The sequence below is a fragment of the Caballeronia fortuita genome (assembly GCF_001544835.2).
GTDB classification, from domain to species: domain Bacteria; phylum Pseudomonadota; class Gammaproteobacteria; order Burkholderiales; family Burkholderiaceae; genus Caballeronia; species Caballeronia fortuita.
Genome location: NZ_FCNX02000013.1, coordinates 107,372 through 127,020, shown reverse-complemented (window position 1 = coordinate 127,020; position 19,649 = coordinate 107,372). Strand labels below are relative to the sequence as shown.

10 protein-coding genes are annotated in these 19,649 nt (G+C 64.2%); 8 read left to right on the top strand and 2 right to left on the bottom strand.

What is annotated here, in order from left to right:
• The first annotated feature begins 173 nt into the window (after positions 1–173).
• From uvrA to AWB77_RS23925, 5 genes are all read left to right on the top strand, one after another.
• Positions 174–5,996, top strand: a complete 5,823-nt coding sequence (uvrA, locus tag AWB77_RS23945; RefSeq protein WP_096031176.1) for an excinuclease ABC subunit UvrA — start codon at positions 174–176, stop codon at positions 5,994–5,996.
• On the top strand, positions 5,986–6,405 hold the full coding sequence (locus AWB77_RS23940) for an ACT domain-containing protein (protein WP_061136925.1): 420 nt from the start codon (positions 5,986–5,988) through the stop codon (positions 6,403–6,405). The genes uvrA and AWB77_RS23940 overlap by 11 nt, the downstream gene beginning before the upstream one ends.
• 11 nt (positions 6,406–6,416) lie before the next feature.
• Positions 6,417–7,709, top strand: a complete 1,293-nt coding sequence (locus AWB77_RS23935) for a DUF445 domain-containing protein (protein ID WP_061136924.1) — start codon at positions 6,417–6,419, stop codon at positions 7,707–7,709.
• 1,106 nt (positions 7,710–8,815) lie between these two features.
• Positions 8,816–10,747 carry an amylo-alpha-1,6-glucosidase gene (locus AWB77_RS23930; RefSeq protein ID WP_061136923.1) on the top strand — a complete coding sequence of 644 codons (1,932 nt, stop codon included), beginning with the start codon at positions 8,816–8,818 and terminating at the stop codon, positions 10,745–10,747.
• An 84-nt stretch (positions 10,748–10,831) separates the two neighbouring features.
• Positions 10,832–13,570: an MGH1-like glycoside hydrolase domain-containing protein gene (locus AWB77_RS23925; RefSeq protein WP_061136922.1), complete on the top strand. Its 2,739-nt coding sequence runs from the start codon at positions 10,832–10,834 to the stop codon at positions 13,568–13,570.
• A gap of 229 nt (positions 13,571–13,799) precedes the next feature.
• Here the strand turns inward: AWB77_RS23925 and AWB77_RS36110 are convergent, their stop codons facing one another.
• Together AWB77_RS36110 and AWB77_RS23920 are read right to left on the bottom strand one after the other, a co-directional pair.
• Positions 13,800–13,967 carry a hypothetical protein gene (locus AWB77_RS36110; RefSeq protein WP_157694917.1) on the bottom strand — a complete coding sequence of 56 codons (168 nt, stop codon included), beginning with the start codon at positions 13,965–13,967 and terminating at the stop codon, positions 13,800–13,802.
• Between the two features lie 59 nt (positions 13,968–14,026).
• Positions 14,027–16,342 carry an FdhF/YdeP family oxidoreductase gene (locus tag AWB77_RS23920; RefSeq protein WP_061137030.1) on the bottom strand — a complete coding sequence of 772 codons (2,316 nt, stop codon included), beginning with the start codon at positions 16,340–16,342 and terminating at the stop codon, positions 14,027–14,029.
• Positions 16,343–16,469: 127 nt separating this feature from the next.
• Here AWB77_RS23920 and AWB77_RS23915 point away from each other — a divergent pair, with 127 nt between their 5' ends.
• The 3 genes from AWB77_RS23915 to pdxR are packed head-to-tail and all read left to right on the top strand — an operon-like array spanning position 16,470 to position 19,643.
• Positions 16,470–17,900: an aminotransferase-like domain-containing protein gene (locus AWB77_RS23915; RefSeq protein ID WP_061137029.1), complete on the top strand. Its 1,431-nt coding sequence runs from the start codon at positions 16,470–16,472 to the stop codon at positions 17,898–17,900.
• On the top strand, positions 17,897–18,169 hold the full coding sequence (locus AWB77_RS23910; RefSeq protein ID WP_061136921.1) for a helix-turn-helix domain-containing protein: 273 nt from the start codon (positions 17,897–17,899) through the stop codon (positions 18,167–18,169). The genes AWB77_RS23915 and AWB77_RS23910 overlap by 4 nt, the downstream gene beginning before the upstream one ends.
• A 22-nt stretch (positions 18,170–18,191) precedes the next feature.
• Positions 18,192–19,643, top strand: coding sequence for a MocR-like pyridoxine biosynthesis transcription factor PdxR (gene pdxR, locus AWB77_RS23905; protein WP_061136920.1), 1,452 nt, complete (start codon positions 18,192–18,194; stop codon positions 19,641–19,643).
• Positions 19,644–19,649 lie beyond the last annotated feature (6 nt).

Genomic DNA, 19,649 nt, shown 5'->3' with positions numbered 1-19,649 from the left:
GCGGGCAGGCGAGCGGCTTGCGTAGCATCACCGGACACTCCTGACACGTTTGGCGGCGAACACTGTATGCGTGTACAGTACTGATCGCTATGGCGGCCGCGCACTTCCGAACACTTCGCATGTTCGCGGAGCGCTTCCGGTAAGCCGCCCAACTTATTGAACCGGTTGAAAAATTGGCATCGAATAACGCAATCCGCATTCGCGGCGCACGTCAGCACAATCTCAAGAATCTCGATCTCGACCTGCATACCGGCCAGATGACGGTCGTGACCGGCCCGTCCGGTTCCGGCAAATCCAGCCTGGTTTTCGACACGCTCTACGCGGAAGGCCAGCGGCGCTACGTCGAGACGTTCAGCGCGTATGCGCGCCAGTTTCTCGACCGGATGGACCGGCCGCAGGTCGACCGCGTGGACGGCGTGCCGCCCGCCATCGCCATCGACCAGACGAATCCGGTGCGTAGTTCGCGCTCGACCGTCGGCACGATGACCGAGCTGAACGACCATCTGAAGCTCTTTTATGCGCGCGCCGCCGAGCTTTTCGACAAGAAGACGTCGCACCGCGTGCGTCACGACACGCCGGAGACGATCTACGCCGAACTGCTGGAACGCACGCGCGCCGACGATCCGCGTCTCGCGGTCACGTTCCCGGTCGAACTGCCCGATACCGCGAGCGACGAGGAAGTCGAGCAATGGCTCTCCGCGAGCGGCTATACGCGCGTGCAGGCGAAACGGCACGTCGAAACCGCGAGCGGCAAGCGGCAGATGCTGGATGTCGTCGCGGATCGCTTCCGTGTGCAGAACACCGAGCGTTCGCGCGCGCTGGAAGCTATCGAAAGCGCGTTGCTGCGCGGCACGGGGCGCGTCGACGTGTATGTGCTGAAGGACGAAAGCGAGCCGGAAATCTGGCGCTTTTCCACCGGCCTGCATAGCCCGGAAAGCGATCTGCGTTACGCGGACCCGCAGCCCGCGTTGTTCTCGTTCAATTCGGCTTATGGCGCGTGCGAGACGTGCCGCGGCTTCGGACGCGTGATCGGCGTCGATTACGGGCTCGTCATTCCCGACGAGAAGAAGACGTTGCGCGAAGGCGCGGTCAAGACGCTGCAAACGCCCGCGTGGAAAGAGAATCAGGACGATCTCGTGAAGTACGGCGCGAAGGCGGGCATTCGTCTCGGCGTGCCGTGGAAGGATCTCACGCAACAGGAACGCGACTGGGTCATCAAGGGCTCGCCGGACTGGACCGGCAAGTGGCAGAACCAGTGGTACGGCGTGCAGCGCTTCTTCGATTATCTGGAGTCGAAGGCGTACAAGATGCATATTCGCGTGCTGCTATCGAAATATCGCAGCTATACGACGTGTCCGGTATGCGCCGGCGCGCGCCTCAAAACCGAATCGCTGCTGTGGCGTCTCGGCACGAAGGAACAGGCCGATGCGGTCCTGTCGCCGCAAGATCGCTTCATGCCCGAAGGCGTCGACTGGACGCGCGATCAGCTCGAGGCGTTGCCGGGCTTGACCGTGCACGATCTGATGCTGATGCCGATCGAGCGCATTCGCCGCTTCTTCGATTCGCTCACGCTGCCGTCCACTTTGCTCGACGAAGCGCTCAAGCTGCTGCACGCGGAAGTGCGCACGCGCCTGAAATATCTTTGCGATGTCGGTCTCGGCTATCTGACGCTGGATCGCCAATCGCGCACGCTGTCCGGCGGCGAAGTGCAGCGCATCAACCTGACGACCGCGCTCGGCACGTCGCTCGTCAACACGCTGTTCGTGCTCGATGAGCCGAGCATCGGCTTGCATCCGCGCGATCTGAACCGCATCGTGGAGGCGATGCATCGTCTACGCGATGCGGGCAATACGCTCGTCGTAGTCGAGCACGATCCGTCGGTGATGCTCGCGGCGGATCGTCTCATCGACATGGGACCGGGGCCGGGCGAACGCGGCGGGCAGATCGTCTACGACGGCGCGCCCAACGACATTCAAACCACCGACACGCTGACCGGCGCGTATCTCGGCGGGCGCAAGCATGTCGCGCATGCGTCGAACTGGAACCGGCGCATCGTCGATGCGAACACGCCGCGCCTCACGCTCGAAGGCGCGAGCGATCACAACCTGCGCGACGTCACCGTCGATATTCCGCTGCAACGTCTCGTCTGCGTGACGGGCGTGTCCGGCTCGGGCAAGTCGACGCTGATCCAGGACGTGCTCGCGCCCGCGCTGATGCGCCACTTCGGCAAGGCGACAGAGGCGCCCGGCGCGTATCGCGATCTTAAAGGCGCGGAACATCTGAGCGATGTGGTGTTCGTCGATCAGTCGCCGATCGGCCGCACGGCACGCTCTAATCCGGCGAGCTATGTCGGCGCGTTCGATGAAATCCGCAAGCTCTATGCAAAGGCGCCGCTCGCGTTGCAGCGCGGCTATAGCGCAAGCATGTTCAGCTTCAACTCGGGCGACGGACGCTGTCCGACGTGCGGCGGTTCAGGCTTCGAGCACGTCGAGATGCAGTTCCTGAGCGATGTCTATCTGCGTTGCCCGGATTGCGACGGACGCCGTTATCGCGCGGAAATTCTCGAGGTGAAGATCGAGCGCGGCAATCGGCAACTGAGCGTCGCCGATGTGCTCGAACTCACGGTAAGCGAAGCCGTCGCGCTCTTCGCGGACGACAAGGAAGTGCTGCGCGTTTTGCAGCCGATCGTCGATGTCGGTCTCGAATACGTGAAGCTCGGCCAGCCCGTGCCGACGCTTTCGGGCGGCGAGGCCCAGCGTCTGAAGCTCGCGGGCTTTCTCGCGGAAACGTCGCAGACGAGCAAGAGCGAACGCCGTCTCTTCATGTTCGACGAGCCGACCACTGGCCTGCATTTCGACGATATCGCCAAGTTGATGCAGGCGCTGCGACGTTTGCTCGAACGCGGACATTCGCTGATCGTCATCGAACACAATCTCGATGTGATTCGCGCGGCCGACTGGATCATCGATCTCGGTCCCGAAGGCGGCGATGGCGGCGGGCAGATCGTATGTGTCGGCACGCCCGACGATGTTTCGGCATGCGAACAATCGCATACGGGCCGCGCGCTGGTCGACTACGAAGAAGCGATGGCGCCGGGCGCGGCGGAAAAGCGCGCGGGCGTGCCGCTGCAACTCGCGGCGGAAGTCGCGAGCGCGCGTCGTGCGTTGCAGGGCGAGAACGTCGTGCGTATCGTCAATGCGCGCGAGCACAACCTGAAGTCGCTCGATGTCGATATTCCGCACAACAAGTTCAATGTCGTGACGGGCGTGTCAGGCTCGGGCAAGTCGACGCTCGCGTTCGATATTCTTTTCCATGAAGGCCAGCGCCGTTACCTCGAATCGCTGAACGCGTATGCGCGCTCTATCGTGCAGCCCGCCGGCCGTCCCGAAGTCGATGCCGTCTATGGCATTCCGCCGACCGTCGCGATCGAGCAGCGTCTGTCGCGCGGCGGACGCAAGTCGACGGTCGCGACGACATCGGAAGTCTGGCACTTCCTGCGCCTGCTGTACGTGAAGCTCGGCATTCAGCATTGCATTCACGATGGCACGCCGGTCCAGTCGCAAAGCTCGGAGTCGATCGCCGCACAGATCATGCGCGACTTCAAGGGACAGCATGTCGGACTGCTCGCGCCGCTCGTCGTCAATCGCAAGGGCGTCTATACCGATCTCGCGAAATGGGCGAAGGCGCGCGGCAACACGCACCTGCGTGTGGATGGCGAATTCCTGCCTGTGAGCCCGTGGCCGAAGCTCGATCGCTTCCGCGAACATACGATCGAACTGCCGGTAGCGGATCTCGTCGTGTCGGCGGATAACGAAGCGGAACTGCGGCGTTTGCTCGACGATACGCTCGAAATCGGCAAGGGCGTCATGCATCTTTGCGCGCCGCTCGACGAACTGCATGGTTCGTGGCAAGACGGCGCGCGGCGCGGCAAGGAAGAAACGCGCGTGTTCTCGACCAAGCGCGCGTGCCCGGTGTGCGGCACGAGTTATCCCGAACTCGATCCGCGCATGTTCTCGTACAACAGCAAGCATGGCTGGTGCAACACATGCGTCGGCACGGGCGTGAAGCTCACGCGCGAGCAACGTGCCGCGTTCGACGACACGGTCTTCGCGCAGGACGATCGCGGCCGCGAGCAGAGCATCGGTTCGGTGGATCAGGAGCCGGACGATATCATCGATCAACCGTGCCCGGATTGCGAAGGCACGCGTCTGAACGATGTCGCCCGCGCGGTCACGTTCGGCAATTATCCGATCACGGAAGTCGGACGATGGACCGTCAGCGACACGCGCGAGTGGATCGCTTCGCTGAAGCTGAAGGGCCGCGATGCGGATATCGCGCGGGACGTCGTCAGCGAGATCGAAGGACGTCTGCAATTTCTCGAAGAAGTCGGGCTCGGTTATCTGAGCCTCGATCGCGCCGCGCCAACGCTTTCCGGCGGCGAAGCGCAACGCATCCGCCTCGCCGCGCAACTCGGCAGCAATCTGCAAGGCGTGTGTTATGTGCTCGATGAACCGACCATCGGTCTGCATCCGCGCGACAACCTCATCTTGCTGTCCGCGCTCAAGAAGCTGAACGACAAGGGCAACACGCTCGTCGTCGTCGAGCACGATGAAGACACGATTCGCCGCGCGGATCACATCATCGATATCGGGCCGGGCGCGGGCAAGCGCGGCGGCACGGTCGTCGCGCAGGGCAACGTGACGGACCTCGCGGCGCACAAGGCGTCGCTGACCGGCCAGTTCCTTGCGAATCCGATCGTGCATCCTTTGCAGCCGCGCCGCGAAGTGCGTGCGGGGACGGCGAAGCGCGCGGCTGTTCCGGAGCAATGGCTCACTGTCGAAGGCGCGACGCTCCACAATCTGCGCAACGTGACGGCGACGATGCCGCTGAACCGGCTCGTCGCGATTACGGGCGTGTCGGGCTCGGGCAAGTCGACGCTCGCGCGCGACGTGCTGATGACCAATCTGCTCGATGCTGTAGGCCGCTCGGTGCTGTCGTCGCCCGCGGTGCGGCGTGCGCGCAAGGCGGCGCAGGCCGCCGACACGAGCAAGCCCGGCACGAAGGCGCGCGCCAGCGTGCTCGCACGCGAAGCGCCGCGTCCGAAGTTCGATGTCGCGCACGGGTGGCAGGGTTGCAGCGGCGTGACTGGTTTCGAAGCTATCGATCGCGTGCTGGAAGTCGATCAGACGCCGATCGGCAAGACTCCGCGTTCATGCCCGGCGACGTACATCGGCATGTGGGACACCATCCGCAAGCTGTTCGCCGATACGCTCGAAGCCCGCGCGCGCGGCTATACGCCGTCGCGATTCTCGTTCAACACGGGCGAGGGGCGCTGTCCCGCGTGCGAAGGCCAGGGCGTGCGCACGATTGCGATGAGCTTCCTGCCCGACGTCAAAGTGCCGTGCGACGTGTGTCATGGCCAGCGCTTCAATCCCGAGACACTCGCGGTGACGTGGCGCGGCAAGAACATCGGCGAAGTGCTGACGATGGAAATCGACGAGGCCGTCGAGTTCTTCTCGTCGATGCAAAGCATCGCGCATCCGCTGCAATTGCTGCGCGATGTCGGCCTCGGTTATCTGACGCTCGGCCAGCCGTCGCCGACGCTGTCGGGCGGCGAAGCGCAGCGCATCAAGCTCGTCACCGAGTTGTCGAAGGTGCGCGACGACATCACGCGACGCGGCCAGAAGCCGCCGCATACGCTCTATGTCCTCGACGAGCCGACCGTTGGCCTGCACATGGCGGACGTCGCGAAGCTGATCCGCGTGCTGCATCGTCTGGTGGATGGCGGGCACAGCGTGATCGTCATCGAACACGATCTCGATGTGATCGCCGAAGCCGACTGGGTGCTCGATCTCGGCCCGGAAGGCGGCGTGAACGGCGGTACGATCGTCGCGGCCGCGGACCCGGACACGCTCGCGACGCATCCGCGCAGCCATACCGGTGCGGCGTTGCGCCCGGTGCTGGCTAGAACGAGGGCTACCGAAAATGCTGCGTGATCTCGATACGCTGATCGCGTCGATGCAGCCCGAATTGCAGCCGGGCGTGTATGTGTTCGCGTCGCTGCCGCACGATGCTGTGACGAGCGGCGCGGGCATCGTCGCGACGTTTCGCGAGCGCGAGGGCTTGACCGTCGTGATGGAAGGGCGCGCGGCGCAGGCAGCGGGCATCGTGCCGCTGTTTCGCGCGGCGTGGATCACGCTGACGGTGCATTCGGACCTGAACGCTGTCGGTTTGACCGCGGCGTTCGCGCATGCGCTCGGTGAAGCGGGCATCAGTTGCAATGTGATGGCGGCGGCGTATCACGACCACATCTTCGTTCCGGCCGACGAGGGCGAGCGCGCCGTCGATGTCCTTCGGGAATTGCAGCGTAGTGCTGGTAAGCTTTCGGCCTCGTCAAAACCATGAAACCGACATAGATGGAAACGCAGGAAAACGCGCAAGACAAAGCGGTCGCGCTGAAAAGAATGAAGTGGTTCGCCTTCGCGCTGCTCGTCGCGGCCGGCGCGTTGTTCGCGCTCGCCAAGAGCCAGCACGATGCGGGCGCGTGGGCGTGGGTGTCGTCGTTCGCGGAAGCCGCGATGGTCGGCGCGCTTGCGGACTGGTTCGCGGTCGTCGCGCTGTTTCGTCATCCGCTCGGCGTGCCGATTCCGCATACGGCGATCCTGCCCGCGAACAAGGCGCGCGTCGCGGACAATCTGGCGGTGTTCGTGCGCGACCGTTTTCTCGGCACCGATGCGCTCGTCGCGCGCGTGAATGCGTTCGATCCGGCGAGCCGTCTGTCGATGTGGCTCGCCGAGCCGAAGAACTCGGAGCTGCTCGGCAAGAAGGCGGTGACGGCGGTCGGCCAGTTGCTGTCTTTCGTCGACGACGAGCGCGTGAAGACGATGCTGTACGACACGCTGCGCCGACGCGCGGATTCGTTCGATCTCGCGGGCGCGGCGGGCAGCGTGCTGTCGGCGCTGACCTCGGACCGGCGTCATCAGTTGCTGCTCGACGAAGGCCTGAAGCAACTGGCCGGCTGGCTCGACAAGCCCGAGGTGCAGGAGATGCTGGCGACGCGCATCGTCGCGGTGGCGGGCGAGGAGTATCCGAAGCTCGTCGGCATGCTGGGGTTCGTCGGGCTGAATGCGGAGGATCTCGGGAACAAGTTCGCGGCGGGTCTCGTGCGCGGCGCGAATCAATGGCTGCACGACGTGAGCAGCGACCCGGAGCACGAGCGCCGCAAGGCGTTCGATGCGGCCGTGGAGCGGTTTGTCGAGCGGTTGAAGACTGACCCTTCGTTCAAGGCGCGTATCGACGAGCACAAGCGCGAATGGCTCGATCGGCCGGAATTGCGCGGCTATGTGAACGGGCTATGGGATGAGTTCATCGCGTGGCTCGATGCCGATATCAGGCGACCCGATTCGGCGTTTCACGCGAAGGTCGTGGCGATGGCGGGTGGTTTTGCCGCGGCGCTCGGCAGCGATCCGGCGTTGCGCGATTCAATCAACGAGCATATGCGGGATGCGTTGAAGGCTTTGGCGCCGGAGTTGCGGGATGGTATCGCGAAGCATATCGCCGCTACTGTCAAGCAGTGGGACGATGCGACGCTCGTCAGGGATGTTGAGCTCAATATCGGGCGGGATTTGCAGTTCATTCGGGTGAATGGGACGCTTGTGGGCGGCGCGGTTGGGATTTTGATTCATGCTGTGACGGTGGTTGTTGGGTGAGGTCATGTCTTCTTCCTCTTCTTCTTCGCCGGATCCCGTTTTCTTTGTGGTCTATTAGCGTTGCCCCTGTGCGGGGCGGCACCTACTTTCTTTGCTGCTGCAAAGAAAGTAGGCAAAGAAAGCAGCTTTTCACGCCCGCGGTCATACGCACGTTGGGTAGTTCTCTCGTCCCAGGTGGCACTCGCCTAAAGAGTGCCCTCATAGAAGTTGCGGGACTTGGATCGCGCACGGTCTGCCACATCGCACCACCTAACAAACCGGTTCAGCACGGAATAGCTCCAGCCCGCTTCGCGGCCGACCGGTCCATTGGGTCCGCGCGTGCTTCGCTACTAACGCGTCGATCTCATTGCATCTGTGATTCGTTGGTTGCCCTTGCATACCGGGCGGCAGCGCGTAGCGCTGTGCCGGATGTATGATTGCTGAACCCGCGCGCTGGGACTTTTTGGCTAGTCAGACCGTGCGCGAGCCAGGCCCGGTTGGTCCTATGAGGGCACTCTTTAGGCAGCCCACGAACGACGAGAGGACTACCCAAATTGCGTGTGACCGCGGGCGTATCAGAAGCTGCTTTCTTTGGTTACTTTCTTTGCAGCAGCAAAGAAAGTGACTGCCGCCCCGCACAGGGGCAGTGCTAATAGACCGACACGAACACGGGATCCGGCGAAACGCCGAGCCGCCACGATCAAAGGATCCAGCGAAGAAAGTGACTGCCGCCCCGCACAGGGGCAGTGCTAATAGACCGACACGAACACGGGATCCGGCGAAACGCCGAGCCGCCACGATCAAAGGATCCAGCGAAGAAAGTGACTGCCGCCCCGCACAGGGGCAGTGCTAATAGACCGACACGAACACGGGATCCGGCGAAACGCCGAGCCGCCACGATCAAAGGATCCAGCGAAGAAAGTGACTGCCGCCCCGCACAGGGGCAGTGCTAATAGACCGACACGAACACGGGATCCGGCGAAACGCCGAGCCGCCACGATCAAAGGATCCAGCGAAGAAAGTGACTGCCGCCCCGCACAGGGGCAGTGCTAATAGACCGACACGAACACGGGATCCGGCGAAACGCCGAGCCGCCACGATCAAAAGATCCAGCGAAGAAAAAAGCCATGACACGCATCGAACGCACCGACGAATCGCCGATCGACACCGCGCGTCTCGAAGACGAATGGCTTGAAGCCGACGCGAGCGGCGGCTTCGCTTCCGGCACCGTCGGCACCATGCGCACGCGGCGCTATCACGCGCTGCTGCTCACGGCGACGCAACCGCCAGCAGGCCGCGTCGTGCTCATCAACGGCGTCGAAGCGTGGCTCGCAGCGGGCGATAAACGCATTCCGCTTACGATGCAGCGTTACGCGCCCGACGTGCTCTATCCCGACACATCCGCAAGCCTGCTTTCGTTCGACACTGAACCGTGGCCAACATGGCGATTCGCCATCGGCGACGATGCCGTCGTCGTCGCGGAAGCATTCGTCGCGAAGGACGCGCGCGAGACCGTGCTGCGCTGGCGTCTCGAAGGCGCCTCTGAGACCGCGAAGCTCGGCGTGCGTCCGCTCCTCTCGGGACGCGACTATCACGCGCTGCATCACGAAAACGCGGCCTTTTCCTTCGATGCGACGCTCGAAGGCGAACGCGTGCAATGGCAGCCCTACGGCGATCTGCCGACGATCTGCGTCACATCGAACGGCGCCTACGATCACGCGCCCGACTGGTATCGCAACTTCTGCTACGCGCGCGAACGCGAGCGCGGACTCGATTTCACCGAAGACCTCGCGACGCCCGGCGTCTTCACCTTCGACCTCGCGCGCGGCGATGCCGTGATGATCCTGCACGCGCACGCCGGCCACGACAGGCCGTTCGAAGACAGCGCGCTCGCGCATGCGGCGCATCTTGCATCGCGGGAAGCGGAGCGGCGCGCGGCGTTCGGCTCCCGGCTCGCACGCAGCGCCGATGCCTACGTGGTCACGCGCAACGTCGGCAAGACGATCATCGCGGGCTTTCCGTGGTTCACCGACTGGGGCCGCGATACCTTCATCTCGATGCGCGGCCTTCTGCTCGCGTCGGGCCGGCATCAGGAAGCGGAATCGATCCTGCTCGAATGGGCCGACACGATCTCCGAAGGCATGGTGCCGAACCGCTTTCCCGACAGCGGCGGGCTGCCGGAATACAACTCCGTCGATGCATCGCTGTGGTTCGCCGTCGCCGTGCAGGACTATCTGGCGACGGGTCACGCCCACGCCGCGACGACGAGCCGCCTGCAAAGCGCCGTCGATGCGATCCTCGAAGGCTACGCGCGCGGCACGCGCTTCGGTATCGCCGCCGATCACGACGGCCTGCTGCGCGCGGGCGTGGCCGGCGTGCAACTGACGTGGATGGACGCGAAGGCGGGCGACTGGGTCGTGACGCCGCGCATCGGCAAGCCGGTCGAGGTGCAGGCGCTGTGGATCAACGCGCTGTCGATCGCGAGCGCGTGGAATGCACGCTGGCAGCCGTTGCGCGATCAGGCGCGGCTGTCGTTCGCCGCGCGCTTCGTCGATCCGGACACGCACACGCTCTACGATGTCGTCGATGTGGACCACGAAACCGGCAAGGTCGATCGCGCGGTGCGTCCGAATCAGATCTTCGCGGTCGGCGGCCTGCCGTTTCCACTCGTCGATGGCGATATCGCGCGTGCCGTCGTCGATCAGGTCGAAACGCAGCTTCTCACGCCGCTCGGCCTGCGCACGCTAGCGCCGTCCGATCCGGCGTACAGGGCGCGCTACGCGGGCGGCGTGCTCGAACGCGACGGCGCGTATCACCAGGGCACCGTGTGGCCGTGGCTCATCGGTCCGTTCGTCGAAGCCTGGGTGCGCGTGCACGGCGCGGCGGGCGCACGCGAGCGCTTTCTTGCGCCGCTCCATGCGCATCTCGATCGCTACGGCCTCGATCACATCAGCGAGGTCGCCGATGGCGACGCGCCACACACGCCCGGCGGCACGCCATTTCAGGCGTGGTCGCTCGCGGAACTGCTGCGGATCGAAAAGCTGCTCGGCACGCGATAGACGTGACGCGCGCAATGCGCGAACGAACGCGTTAAATTACGGGTCTTGCCCGCCGTTCCGCACGCCGCCAACGAGGAGACGTCCATGCCCAGATCGCGCCCCGTCAACCAGCTCGACACCGTAGAGGGCTCGCGGCTCCATTCGAAAGACTGCTCGCGCTGGCAGCGCTGGGGACCGTATCTGAGCGAACGGCAATGGGGAACAGTGCGCGAGGACTACAGCGAATTCGGCACCGCGTGGGAATACTTTCCGCACGATCATGCGCGCAGCCGTGCGTATCGATGGGGCGAGGACGGCATCGCCGGCTTCGGCGACGACAAGCTCAACTGGTGCATATCGCTCGCACTCTGGAACGGCTGCGATCCGATCATCAAGGAGCGGCTTTTCGGTCTGACGAACCAGGAAGGCAATCATGGCGAGGACGTGAAGGAACTGTACTTCTACATCGACGGCACGCCGACGCATTCCTACATGCGCATGCTCTACAAGTATCCGCATGCGGCTTATCCGTACGCCGATCTCGTCGATGAAAACGCGCGGCGCGGCGCCGACATGCCCGAGTACGAAGTGCTCGACACCGGCGTGTTCGACGACGAGCGCTACTTCGACGTGCAGGTCGAATACGCGAAGCACACGCCCGACGACATCGTGATGCGCGTGACGGTGGAGAATCGCGGCGCGGTATCGGCCTCGCTCGACGTGCTGCCGCAAATCTGGGCGCGCAACACATGGTCATGGAAGCCGGCGCCCATCAAGCCTTCGCTGAAAGTGGAGACCGTGCAGGGCGAAGGCACATACGTGCTCGCCGAACAGGGCGCGCACGAGCCGATGGTCGTCACCGCGTGGTCGCCCGACGCCGCGAACATCGAATGGCTCTTCTGCGAGAACGAGACCAACGTGAAGCGGCTCTTTCAGATGGAAGGCGAAGGGCCGTTCAAGGACGGCTTCAACGATTACATCCTGCAAGGCGATGAAGACGCGATTCGCCGCGACAAGGGCACGCGCGCGGCCGCGCATGCCGGTCTCGAACTGGAGCCGCACGGCAGGGCCGTGGTGTATCTGCGCTGGCGGCCCGAATCGGCGCCGGACGCGGTGCCGCTCGACGTCGATGCGCTTTTTGCGCGCCGCCTCGCGGAAGCCGACGAGTTCTACGGCGCGCTGCAGCACGATATCGCCGATGCCGATCAGCGCCTCGTGCAGCGCCAGGCGCTCGCGGGCATGCTCTGGTCGAAACAGTATTATCAGTTCGACGTGACGCGCTGGCTCGACGGCGATCCGCTCCAGCCGAAGCCGCCCAAGCAGCGGCGTTTCGGGCGCGATTCGGACTGGCGGCATCTGTGCAACGCGGACATCGTGTCGATGCCGGACAAGTGGGAGTATCCGTGGTACGCATCGTGGGATCTCGCGTTCCATGCTGCGGCGTTCGCGCTCATCGACCCTGAATTCGCAAAGCGTCAGTTGCTATTGCTCGTGAAGGACCGCTATCAGCATCCGAACGGCCAGTTGCCCGCCTACGAATGGGCTTTCGGCGATGCCAATCCGCCCGTGCATGCCTGGGCGACGTGGCGCGTCTACGAAATCGATCGCGCGATCACCGGCAAAGGCGACCGCGATTTCCTCGAACTCGTGTTCCACAAGCTGCTGCTGAACTTCTCGTGGTGGGTCAACCGCAAGGACGCCGACGGCAAGAATATCTTCCAGGGCGGCTTTCTCGGGCTGGACAACGTGGGCATCTTCGATCGCTCGTCGCCGCTGCCGACGGGCGGGCATATCGATCAGGCCGACGGCACCGCGTGGATGGCCGCGTACGCGCTCGACCTGATGCGTATCGCGCTGGAACTGGCGTACGCGAACAAGGTGTTCGTCGATATCGCGGTGAAGTTCTTCGAGCACTTCCTGTATATCGCTGAGGCGGTGAGCTGCGAGGACGACTGCGACACGGGCCTCTGGGACAGCGAGGACGAGTTCTTTTACGACAAGCTGCGCCTGCCCGACGGCTCCAGCGTGCCGATGCGCGTGCGGTCCATCGTCGGCCTGATTCCGCTCTTCGCGGTGCATGTGCTGGAACCGAAGGTGTATCGGTCGCTGCCGGAACTGCGCGAACGGCTGCACTGGTTCCTCGAACATCGCACCGATCTCGCGCGGCTCGTCTCGCGGTGGAATGTCTCGGGGCAAGGCAACAGCGTGCTGCTGTCGCTGTTGCGCGGACATCGCATGAAGGCGCTGCTCAGGCGCACGCTCGACGAAACCGAATTCCTCTCCGATCACGGCGTGCGCGCGCTCTCGCGCGTGCATCTCGATAACCCGTTCGTCTACTATCACAACAGCGAGAGCTTCGGCATCCGCTATCTGCCGGCGGAATCGGACTCGCGCGTGTTCGGCGGCAACTCGAACTGGCGCGGCCCGGTGTGGATGCCGGTGAACTATCTGCTGATCGAATCGATCCACGAGTTTCATCGTTATTACGGCGACGATTTCCGTGTCGAATATCCGACCGGCTCGGGGCAGAAGTTCTCGCTCGCGCAGATCGCCGACGAACTTGCGCGCCGCGTGACCACGCTCTTTCTGCTCGACAAGAACGGCGAGCGTCCCGTGATGGCCGCATATCCGCTCTTGCAGGCCGATCCGCGTTCGCGCGATCTCGTGCTCTTTCACGAATATTTTCACGGCGATAACGGGCGCGGCGTGGGCGCATCGCATCAGACGGGCTGGAGCGGACTGGTCGCGCTGCTGCTGCAGCCGCATGCGACGGGACCGTCAGGCATCGTGCCGCTCGCGGGCGAAGCGGATGCCGATATGCAGGAGTTCGTCGGTGCGAAATGAGCGATTCGAGCGCGCTCCACGAAAGTCAAGGGTAAAGCGCCGCATGCATTGTTAGGAGTTGTCTGGTGTCGCTGCTCGCTCCGAATGCGTAAGTTCGTGCTTCACAGACTTATGACAGTTTGGAGGACAGAATGATTCACTCCATCAGCGCGTATTCCTTGAGCGGTTATCAATTGGGCCTGGGCGCTGGAAGCCGGGCTCGCGTCGAGCACGAACACTGCCCGCCGTTCTACGTGGTCATGTTTGTATTCGCGGTCGCGATGCTCGGCGGCGTCTGGTTCAGCAACGAATTCGACAGTTTCGCAGCGGGTCTGAGCGCTTGGGCCGCGATCCTCGCCACGCTCGGCGCGTTCGCCGACTGGCGCTTCAGCGGCGCGGCGGCGCTGGAAAGGCGCATTCGTCAGCGCCAGAACGCGCGGCTTCGCGCCCTGTGCAACATGTCGTCGCAAAGCGGCTTCAAGGCGTCATCGACCGGCTGGAGGATGTCAGCAACACGGGAATGGACTTCGAAGTCGGCGTACCGGCGCCATCCGCAACCGACGACAGCGGCACGAGCGGGTTGGTCTCCGGATAGTACGCGCCGAGGCAGCCGCGCGGAATATCGTACTCGACCAGCTTGAAACCGTTCACGCGGCGCTCCACGCCGTCATCCCATACGCTCGTGATGTCCACGAGTTCGCCCGGCTCGAAACCGAGCATATCGATGTCATCGCGGTTCGCGAACAGCACGCGCCGCTGTCCGTACACGCCGCGATAGCGGTCATCGAGGCCGTAGATCGTCGTGTTGTACTGATCGTGCGAGCGCGTCGTCATCAGCGTCATGAGGCGCTCCCCATGCAGCGCGCGGGCGCGGTGAATCGGCGTATCGAATGCGATCTCATGCACGATGAACTGTGCCTTGCCGCTCGGCGTCTTCCACACACGATCGCGAGAGGCCACGCCCAGATGGAAGCCGCCGGGCTGCTTCAGGCGTTCGTTATAGTGCTCGAAGCCGTCGAGCACTTTTTCGATGCCGTCGCGGATCAGCGCGTAGTCGTCCGCATGCGCGCGCCAGTCGACTTTCGCGGAGCCGAGTGTCGCGTGCGCCATGCGCGCGACGATCGCCACTTCGGAAAGCAGATTCGCCGACGCCGGCTTGTTCATGCCGTACGAGATGTGAACCATGCTCATCGAATCCTCGACGGACACGCCTTGCGGCACGCCGTTCTGCATATCGATTTCGGTGCGGCCGAGCGTCGGCAGGATGAGCGCGTCGCGGCCGTGCACGAGATGACTGCGGTTGAGCTTCGTCGTGATGTGCACCGTGAGATCGCACGAACGCATCGCTTCCCAGGTGCGCGGTGTATCGGGCGTTGCGATCGAAAAATTGCCGCCCAGGCCGATGAACACCTTCACCTTGCCTTCCAGCATCGCGTGAATGGTTTCGACGACGTCGTAGCCATGCTCGCGCGGCGGCTCGAAGTCGTAGGCCGCGCCGAGCCGGTCGAGAAACGCCTGCGTCGGCTTTTCCTCGATGCCGACGGTGCGGTCTCCCTGCACGTTCGAATGGCCGCGCACCGGACATAAGCCCGCGCCGCGCCGGCCAATATTCCCGCGCATCATCATCAGGTTGGAGAGGATCTGGATGGTCGGCACGGAGTTCTTGTGCTGCGTGAGGCCCATGCCCCATGTCGCGATGACGGCGCGACCTTTCGCATAGATATCGGCGAGATCTAGCAGATCGTCCCGCTCCACGCCCGATTCCGCGATGATCGCGTCCCAGCTTTCGGCGCGCAGATCGTCGGCGAAGGCGTCGAAGCCGACCGTGTGTTCCGAGATGAAATCGACATCGAGCACGCGCTCGCCGCCGTTCGCGCGCGCGGCGTCATCCAGCTCGATCACGCGCTTGGCCACGCCCTTGATGAGCGCGAAATCGCCGCCGACTTTCGGGCGGATGAACACCGAGCTGATCTTCACGCCCTTCGGCGACAGCATGTCGAGCGTGTGCTGCGGGCTCGCGAAGCGTTCGAGGCCGCGCTCCTTCAGCGGATTGATCGACACGATGGTCGCCCCGCGCTTCGCGCAATCGCGCAATTCGCCGAGCATGCGCGGATGGTTCGTCGCCGGATTCTGGCCGAAGAGCAGAAGCGTGTCGGCGTGTTCGAAGTCGTCGAGCGTGACCGTGCCCTTGCCGATGCCGACCGTATGCGGCAAGCCGCGGCTCGTCGCTTCGTGGCACATGTTCGAGCAATCGGGGAAGTTGTTGGTGCCGTACATCCGCACGAACAACTGATACAGAAACGCCGCCTCGTTGCTCGCGCGTCCCGACGTGTAGAACGCGGCGCGATCGGGATCGTCGAGTTTCTTCAGATGCGATGCGATCAGTTCGAACGCGTCGTCCCATTCGATCGGCACGTAGCGGTCGCGCCGCGCATCGTAGACGAGCGGATCGGTGAGACGGCCGTGCTGCTCCAGTTCGTAATCGGACTGTTCCATCAGCGCAGAAACCGTGTGCTTCGCGAAGAACGCGGGCGTGACGCGCTTGCTCGTCGCTTCGGCGGCGACGGCCTTCACGCCGTTTTCGCAGAATTCGAACGTCGAGCCATGCTCGCGATCCGGCCACGCGCAGCCCGGGCAATCGAAGCCGTCGGGCTGATTCTGCTTGAACAGCGTCTTGTAATTGCCGCCCGCCACCTTCTCCTTGACGAGATTGATGGCGACCTGCTTGAGCGCGCCCCAGCCGGCGGCAGGATGCGTATAGGGTTCGATGCGTTCTTCGGGCTTCTTGAACATGGTTGTCGGATGATGCTTCTGGCCTGCGATGTTCGAAGCGTACTGTGTTCCGAATCGCGTGCGGCACACAGAAAATAAGAAATAGAAGGAGTACAGTTGCGGCATGCCGCCAACGGATGCAACGCCCTTGAAACTCTACGAAAAGCTCGCCGACGAAATCGAGGAAGCCGTGCGGCGCGGCGTGTTCACGCCCGGCGAGAAGATCGCGTCGGTGCGGCAGGCGAGCCAGCAGCACGGCGTGAGCATCAAGACGGTGCTGCATGCGTACGCGCTGCTGGAAGGCCGCGGCATTCTGGAGACGCGCCCGCAGTCCGGCTATTTCGTGCGCGCGAAGCCGCAGGCGGGCGCGGCGCGCCGTGAGCCGAAGCGCGTCATCGCGACGGCATCGGAGGTCGATGTGAGCCGGCTCGTGCTCTCGACGTTGCGCAGCATCCGCGCCCACGATGCCGTGCCGTTCGGCTCGCCGTATCCGGATCCCGAGCCGTTCCCGTGGCGGCGCATCAACCAGTATGCGAACGCGATCGCGCGCCGGCATTCGAGCTGGAATCTCATCGACGATTTGCCGCCGGGCAATCCCGAACTGATTCGCCAGATCGCGCGGCGCTATGCCGAGAACGGCGTGCCGGTCGATCCGGACGAGATTGTGATCACCGTCGGCGCGACCGAGGCGATCAATCTGAGCCTGCAGGCCGTCGCGAAGCCGGGCGATACGGTGGCGGTCGAATCGCCGACTTACTACGCGATGCTGCACGCGATCGAACGTCTCGGCATGCGTGCGATCGAAGTGCCGACGCATCCGGCCGAGGGCATCGACATCGACGCGCTGGCGCAGATCATCGGCAGAAGAAAGATTGCGGCGTGCATGGTGATGCCGAACTTCCAGAATCCGCTCGGCTTCCAGATGCCGGACGAACGCAAGCGCAAGCTCGTCGACTTGCTCTCGACGCACGAGATTCCCGTCATCGAAAACGATGTCTATCACGAGCTTTATTACGGCGATGTGCGCCCGTCGTCGCTCAAGAATTTCGATACGAAAGGGCTGGTGTTGCATTGCGCGTCGTTCTCGAAGAGCCTGACGGCGTCGTACCGCATCGGCTGGGCGATGCCGGGGCGCTACCGGGCGCAGGTCGAAAAGCTCAAGTTCCTCAACACGCTGGCGACGCCGTCTGTGCCGCAGGTGGCGGTCGCGGATTATCTGCGGCAGGACGGCTACGACCGGCATCTGCGGCGCGTGCGCAGGCTGTATCGGCAGCAGTCGCGCATCATGGGCGCGATGGTCGAGCGGTTTTTTCCGGCGGGCACGCGCACGTCGGCGCCGCAGGGCGGGTACGTGCTATGGGTCGAACTGCCGGCGCGCGTCGATTCGATGCGACTTTACCGCGCCGCGCTCGCGAGCGGCATCACGGTCGGGCCGGGCTACATGTTCTCGACGCGCAATGCCTTCAGCCACTTCATCCGTCTCAACTACAGTTATCCGTGGACCGCGCAGAGCGAGGCCGCGCTGCGACGGCTCGGCGAACTTGCGGGCAAGGAGGCGAAGATGGGAGAACGCGCATGAGCGATGACATCGATCCGGCGCTCGTCGCCGTGCTGACGCAGTTGTGGCGCGCGCGGAAGGAAACGCCTGGGCGCGCGTGGTCGCTCGCGAAGCTGGCGAAACAGTCCGATCTGCCGATGAGCGCGCTGCGCCGAATGCTGACCGGGTTGGAGGAGGCAGGGCTCGTCGACGTGAGAATGAGCGAAGATGGGACGGGAAGCGCGGAGTTGACGGTGGAGGGCGTAACGTTGTGCCGCGATATCTTCGGCGACGGCCTCTTGGCTCCCTGAGACCAGTCCGTGTGAGCGAATTTTGGACATCCACATCACCCTTCACGGCCGCCGCGACCTCACCGGCCAGATTTACGGCCAGCTTCGCGCGGGCATCGTCGACGGGCGGCTCGCCGCGAACGCGCGCCTGCCGTCCACGCGCGATCTCGCCGTGCAACTCGGCGTCTCGCGCAAGACCACGCTCGATGTCTTCGAACGCCTTATCGCAGAAGGTTTCTTGCGCACGCGCGCGGGCGACGGCACGTTCGTCGCGGATGGCCTCGCGCGGCTGCCGTCCGCCCGCGTCGAGCCCATTTCCGCCCGCGCCCGCGCGACCGGCATCTGGCGCAAGATGCCCGAGCGCATGGCGATGCCGATGCCGCCCGTCCACGAAACGCTCGATTGCGACTTCAAAGGCGGCGTCACCGACAAGACGCTTTTTCCCTACGACGCCTGGCGCCGCTGCGTGAATCAGGCGTTGCGCACGCAGGCGCGCGCGGGCGGCGGCGTCGCGGCGTATCGCGATCCGGGCGGCGAGCAGGCGTTGCGGCTCGGCATCGCGCGCTATCTGGCGTTCAGCCGCGCGGTCGTGTGCAACTGGCAGGACGTGATCGTGACGCAAGGCGCGCAACAGGCGCTCGATCTGCTCGCGCGCGTGACAATCCAGCCGGGCGATGTCGTCGCGGTCGAAGAGCCGGGCTATCCGCCCGCGCGGGCGCTGTTCGCGGCGCTCGGCGCGCGCATCGCGCATGCGCCGGTCGATGGCGAGGGCATCGTCGTGAAAAAGCTGCCGCGCAATACGCGTCTCGTCTACGTGACGCCGTCGCATCAGTTTCCGCTCGGCATGCCGATGAGCCTCGACCGGCGCGTCGAATTGCTCGAATGGGCGGGCAAGCGCGGCGCGGTGATCGTCGAGGACGATTACGACGGCGAATTCCGCTTCGAAGGCCGGCCGGTCGAATCGCTGAAAAGTCTGGATCGCGCCGGACTGGTCGCGTATGTCGGCACGTTTTCGAAGACGCTCTTTCCCGATCTGCGGCTCGGCTACGTCGTGCCGCCCGCGACGCTTTCCGAACCGCTCTGGAACGCCAAGCAGACCTGCGACTGGCACAGTTGCATGTTGACGCAGGCGGCGCTCGGCGCATTCATGCTCGACGGCGAATACGCGAAACATCTGCGCCGCATGCATAAGGCATACGCGCAACGCCGCGCGGTATTGATCGAACATCTGAACGGCGGGCTCGCGCCGTGGTTCGAGCCGCTGCCGGCTACGGCGGGCATTCATCTGGTCGCGCGGCTCGATGCTTCGTTGCGCGAACACGAAGTCGTCGCGGCGGCGCGCGCGGTATCGGTCGGGCTGTATGGCATCCGCGCGTTCTACGCGGGCGCGCCGGCGCAGCAGGGCGTGCTGCTCGGCTACGGCGGGACGAGCGCCGCCGCGATCGAACGCGGCGCGGCGCGCCTGGTCGCGCTCATGCCGGCGCTCGTGCGCTAGTTCCCG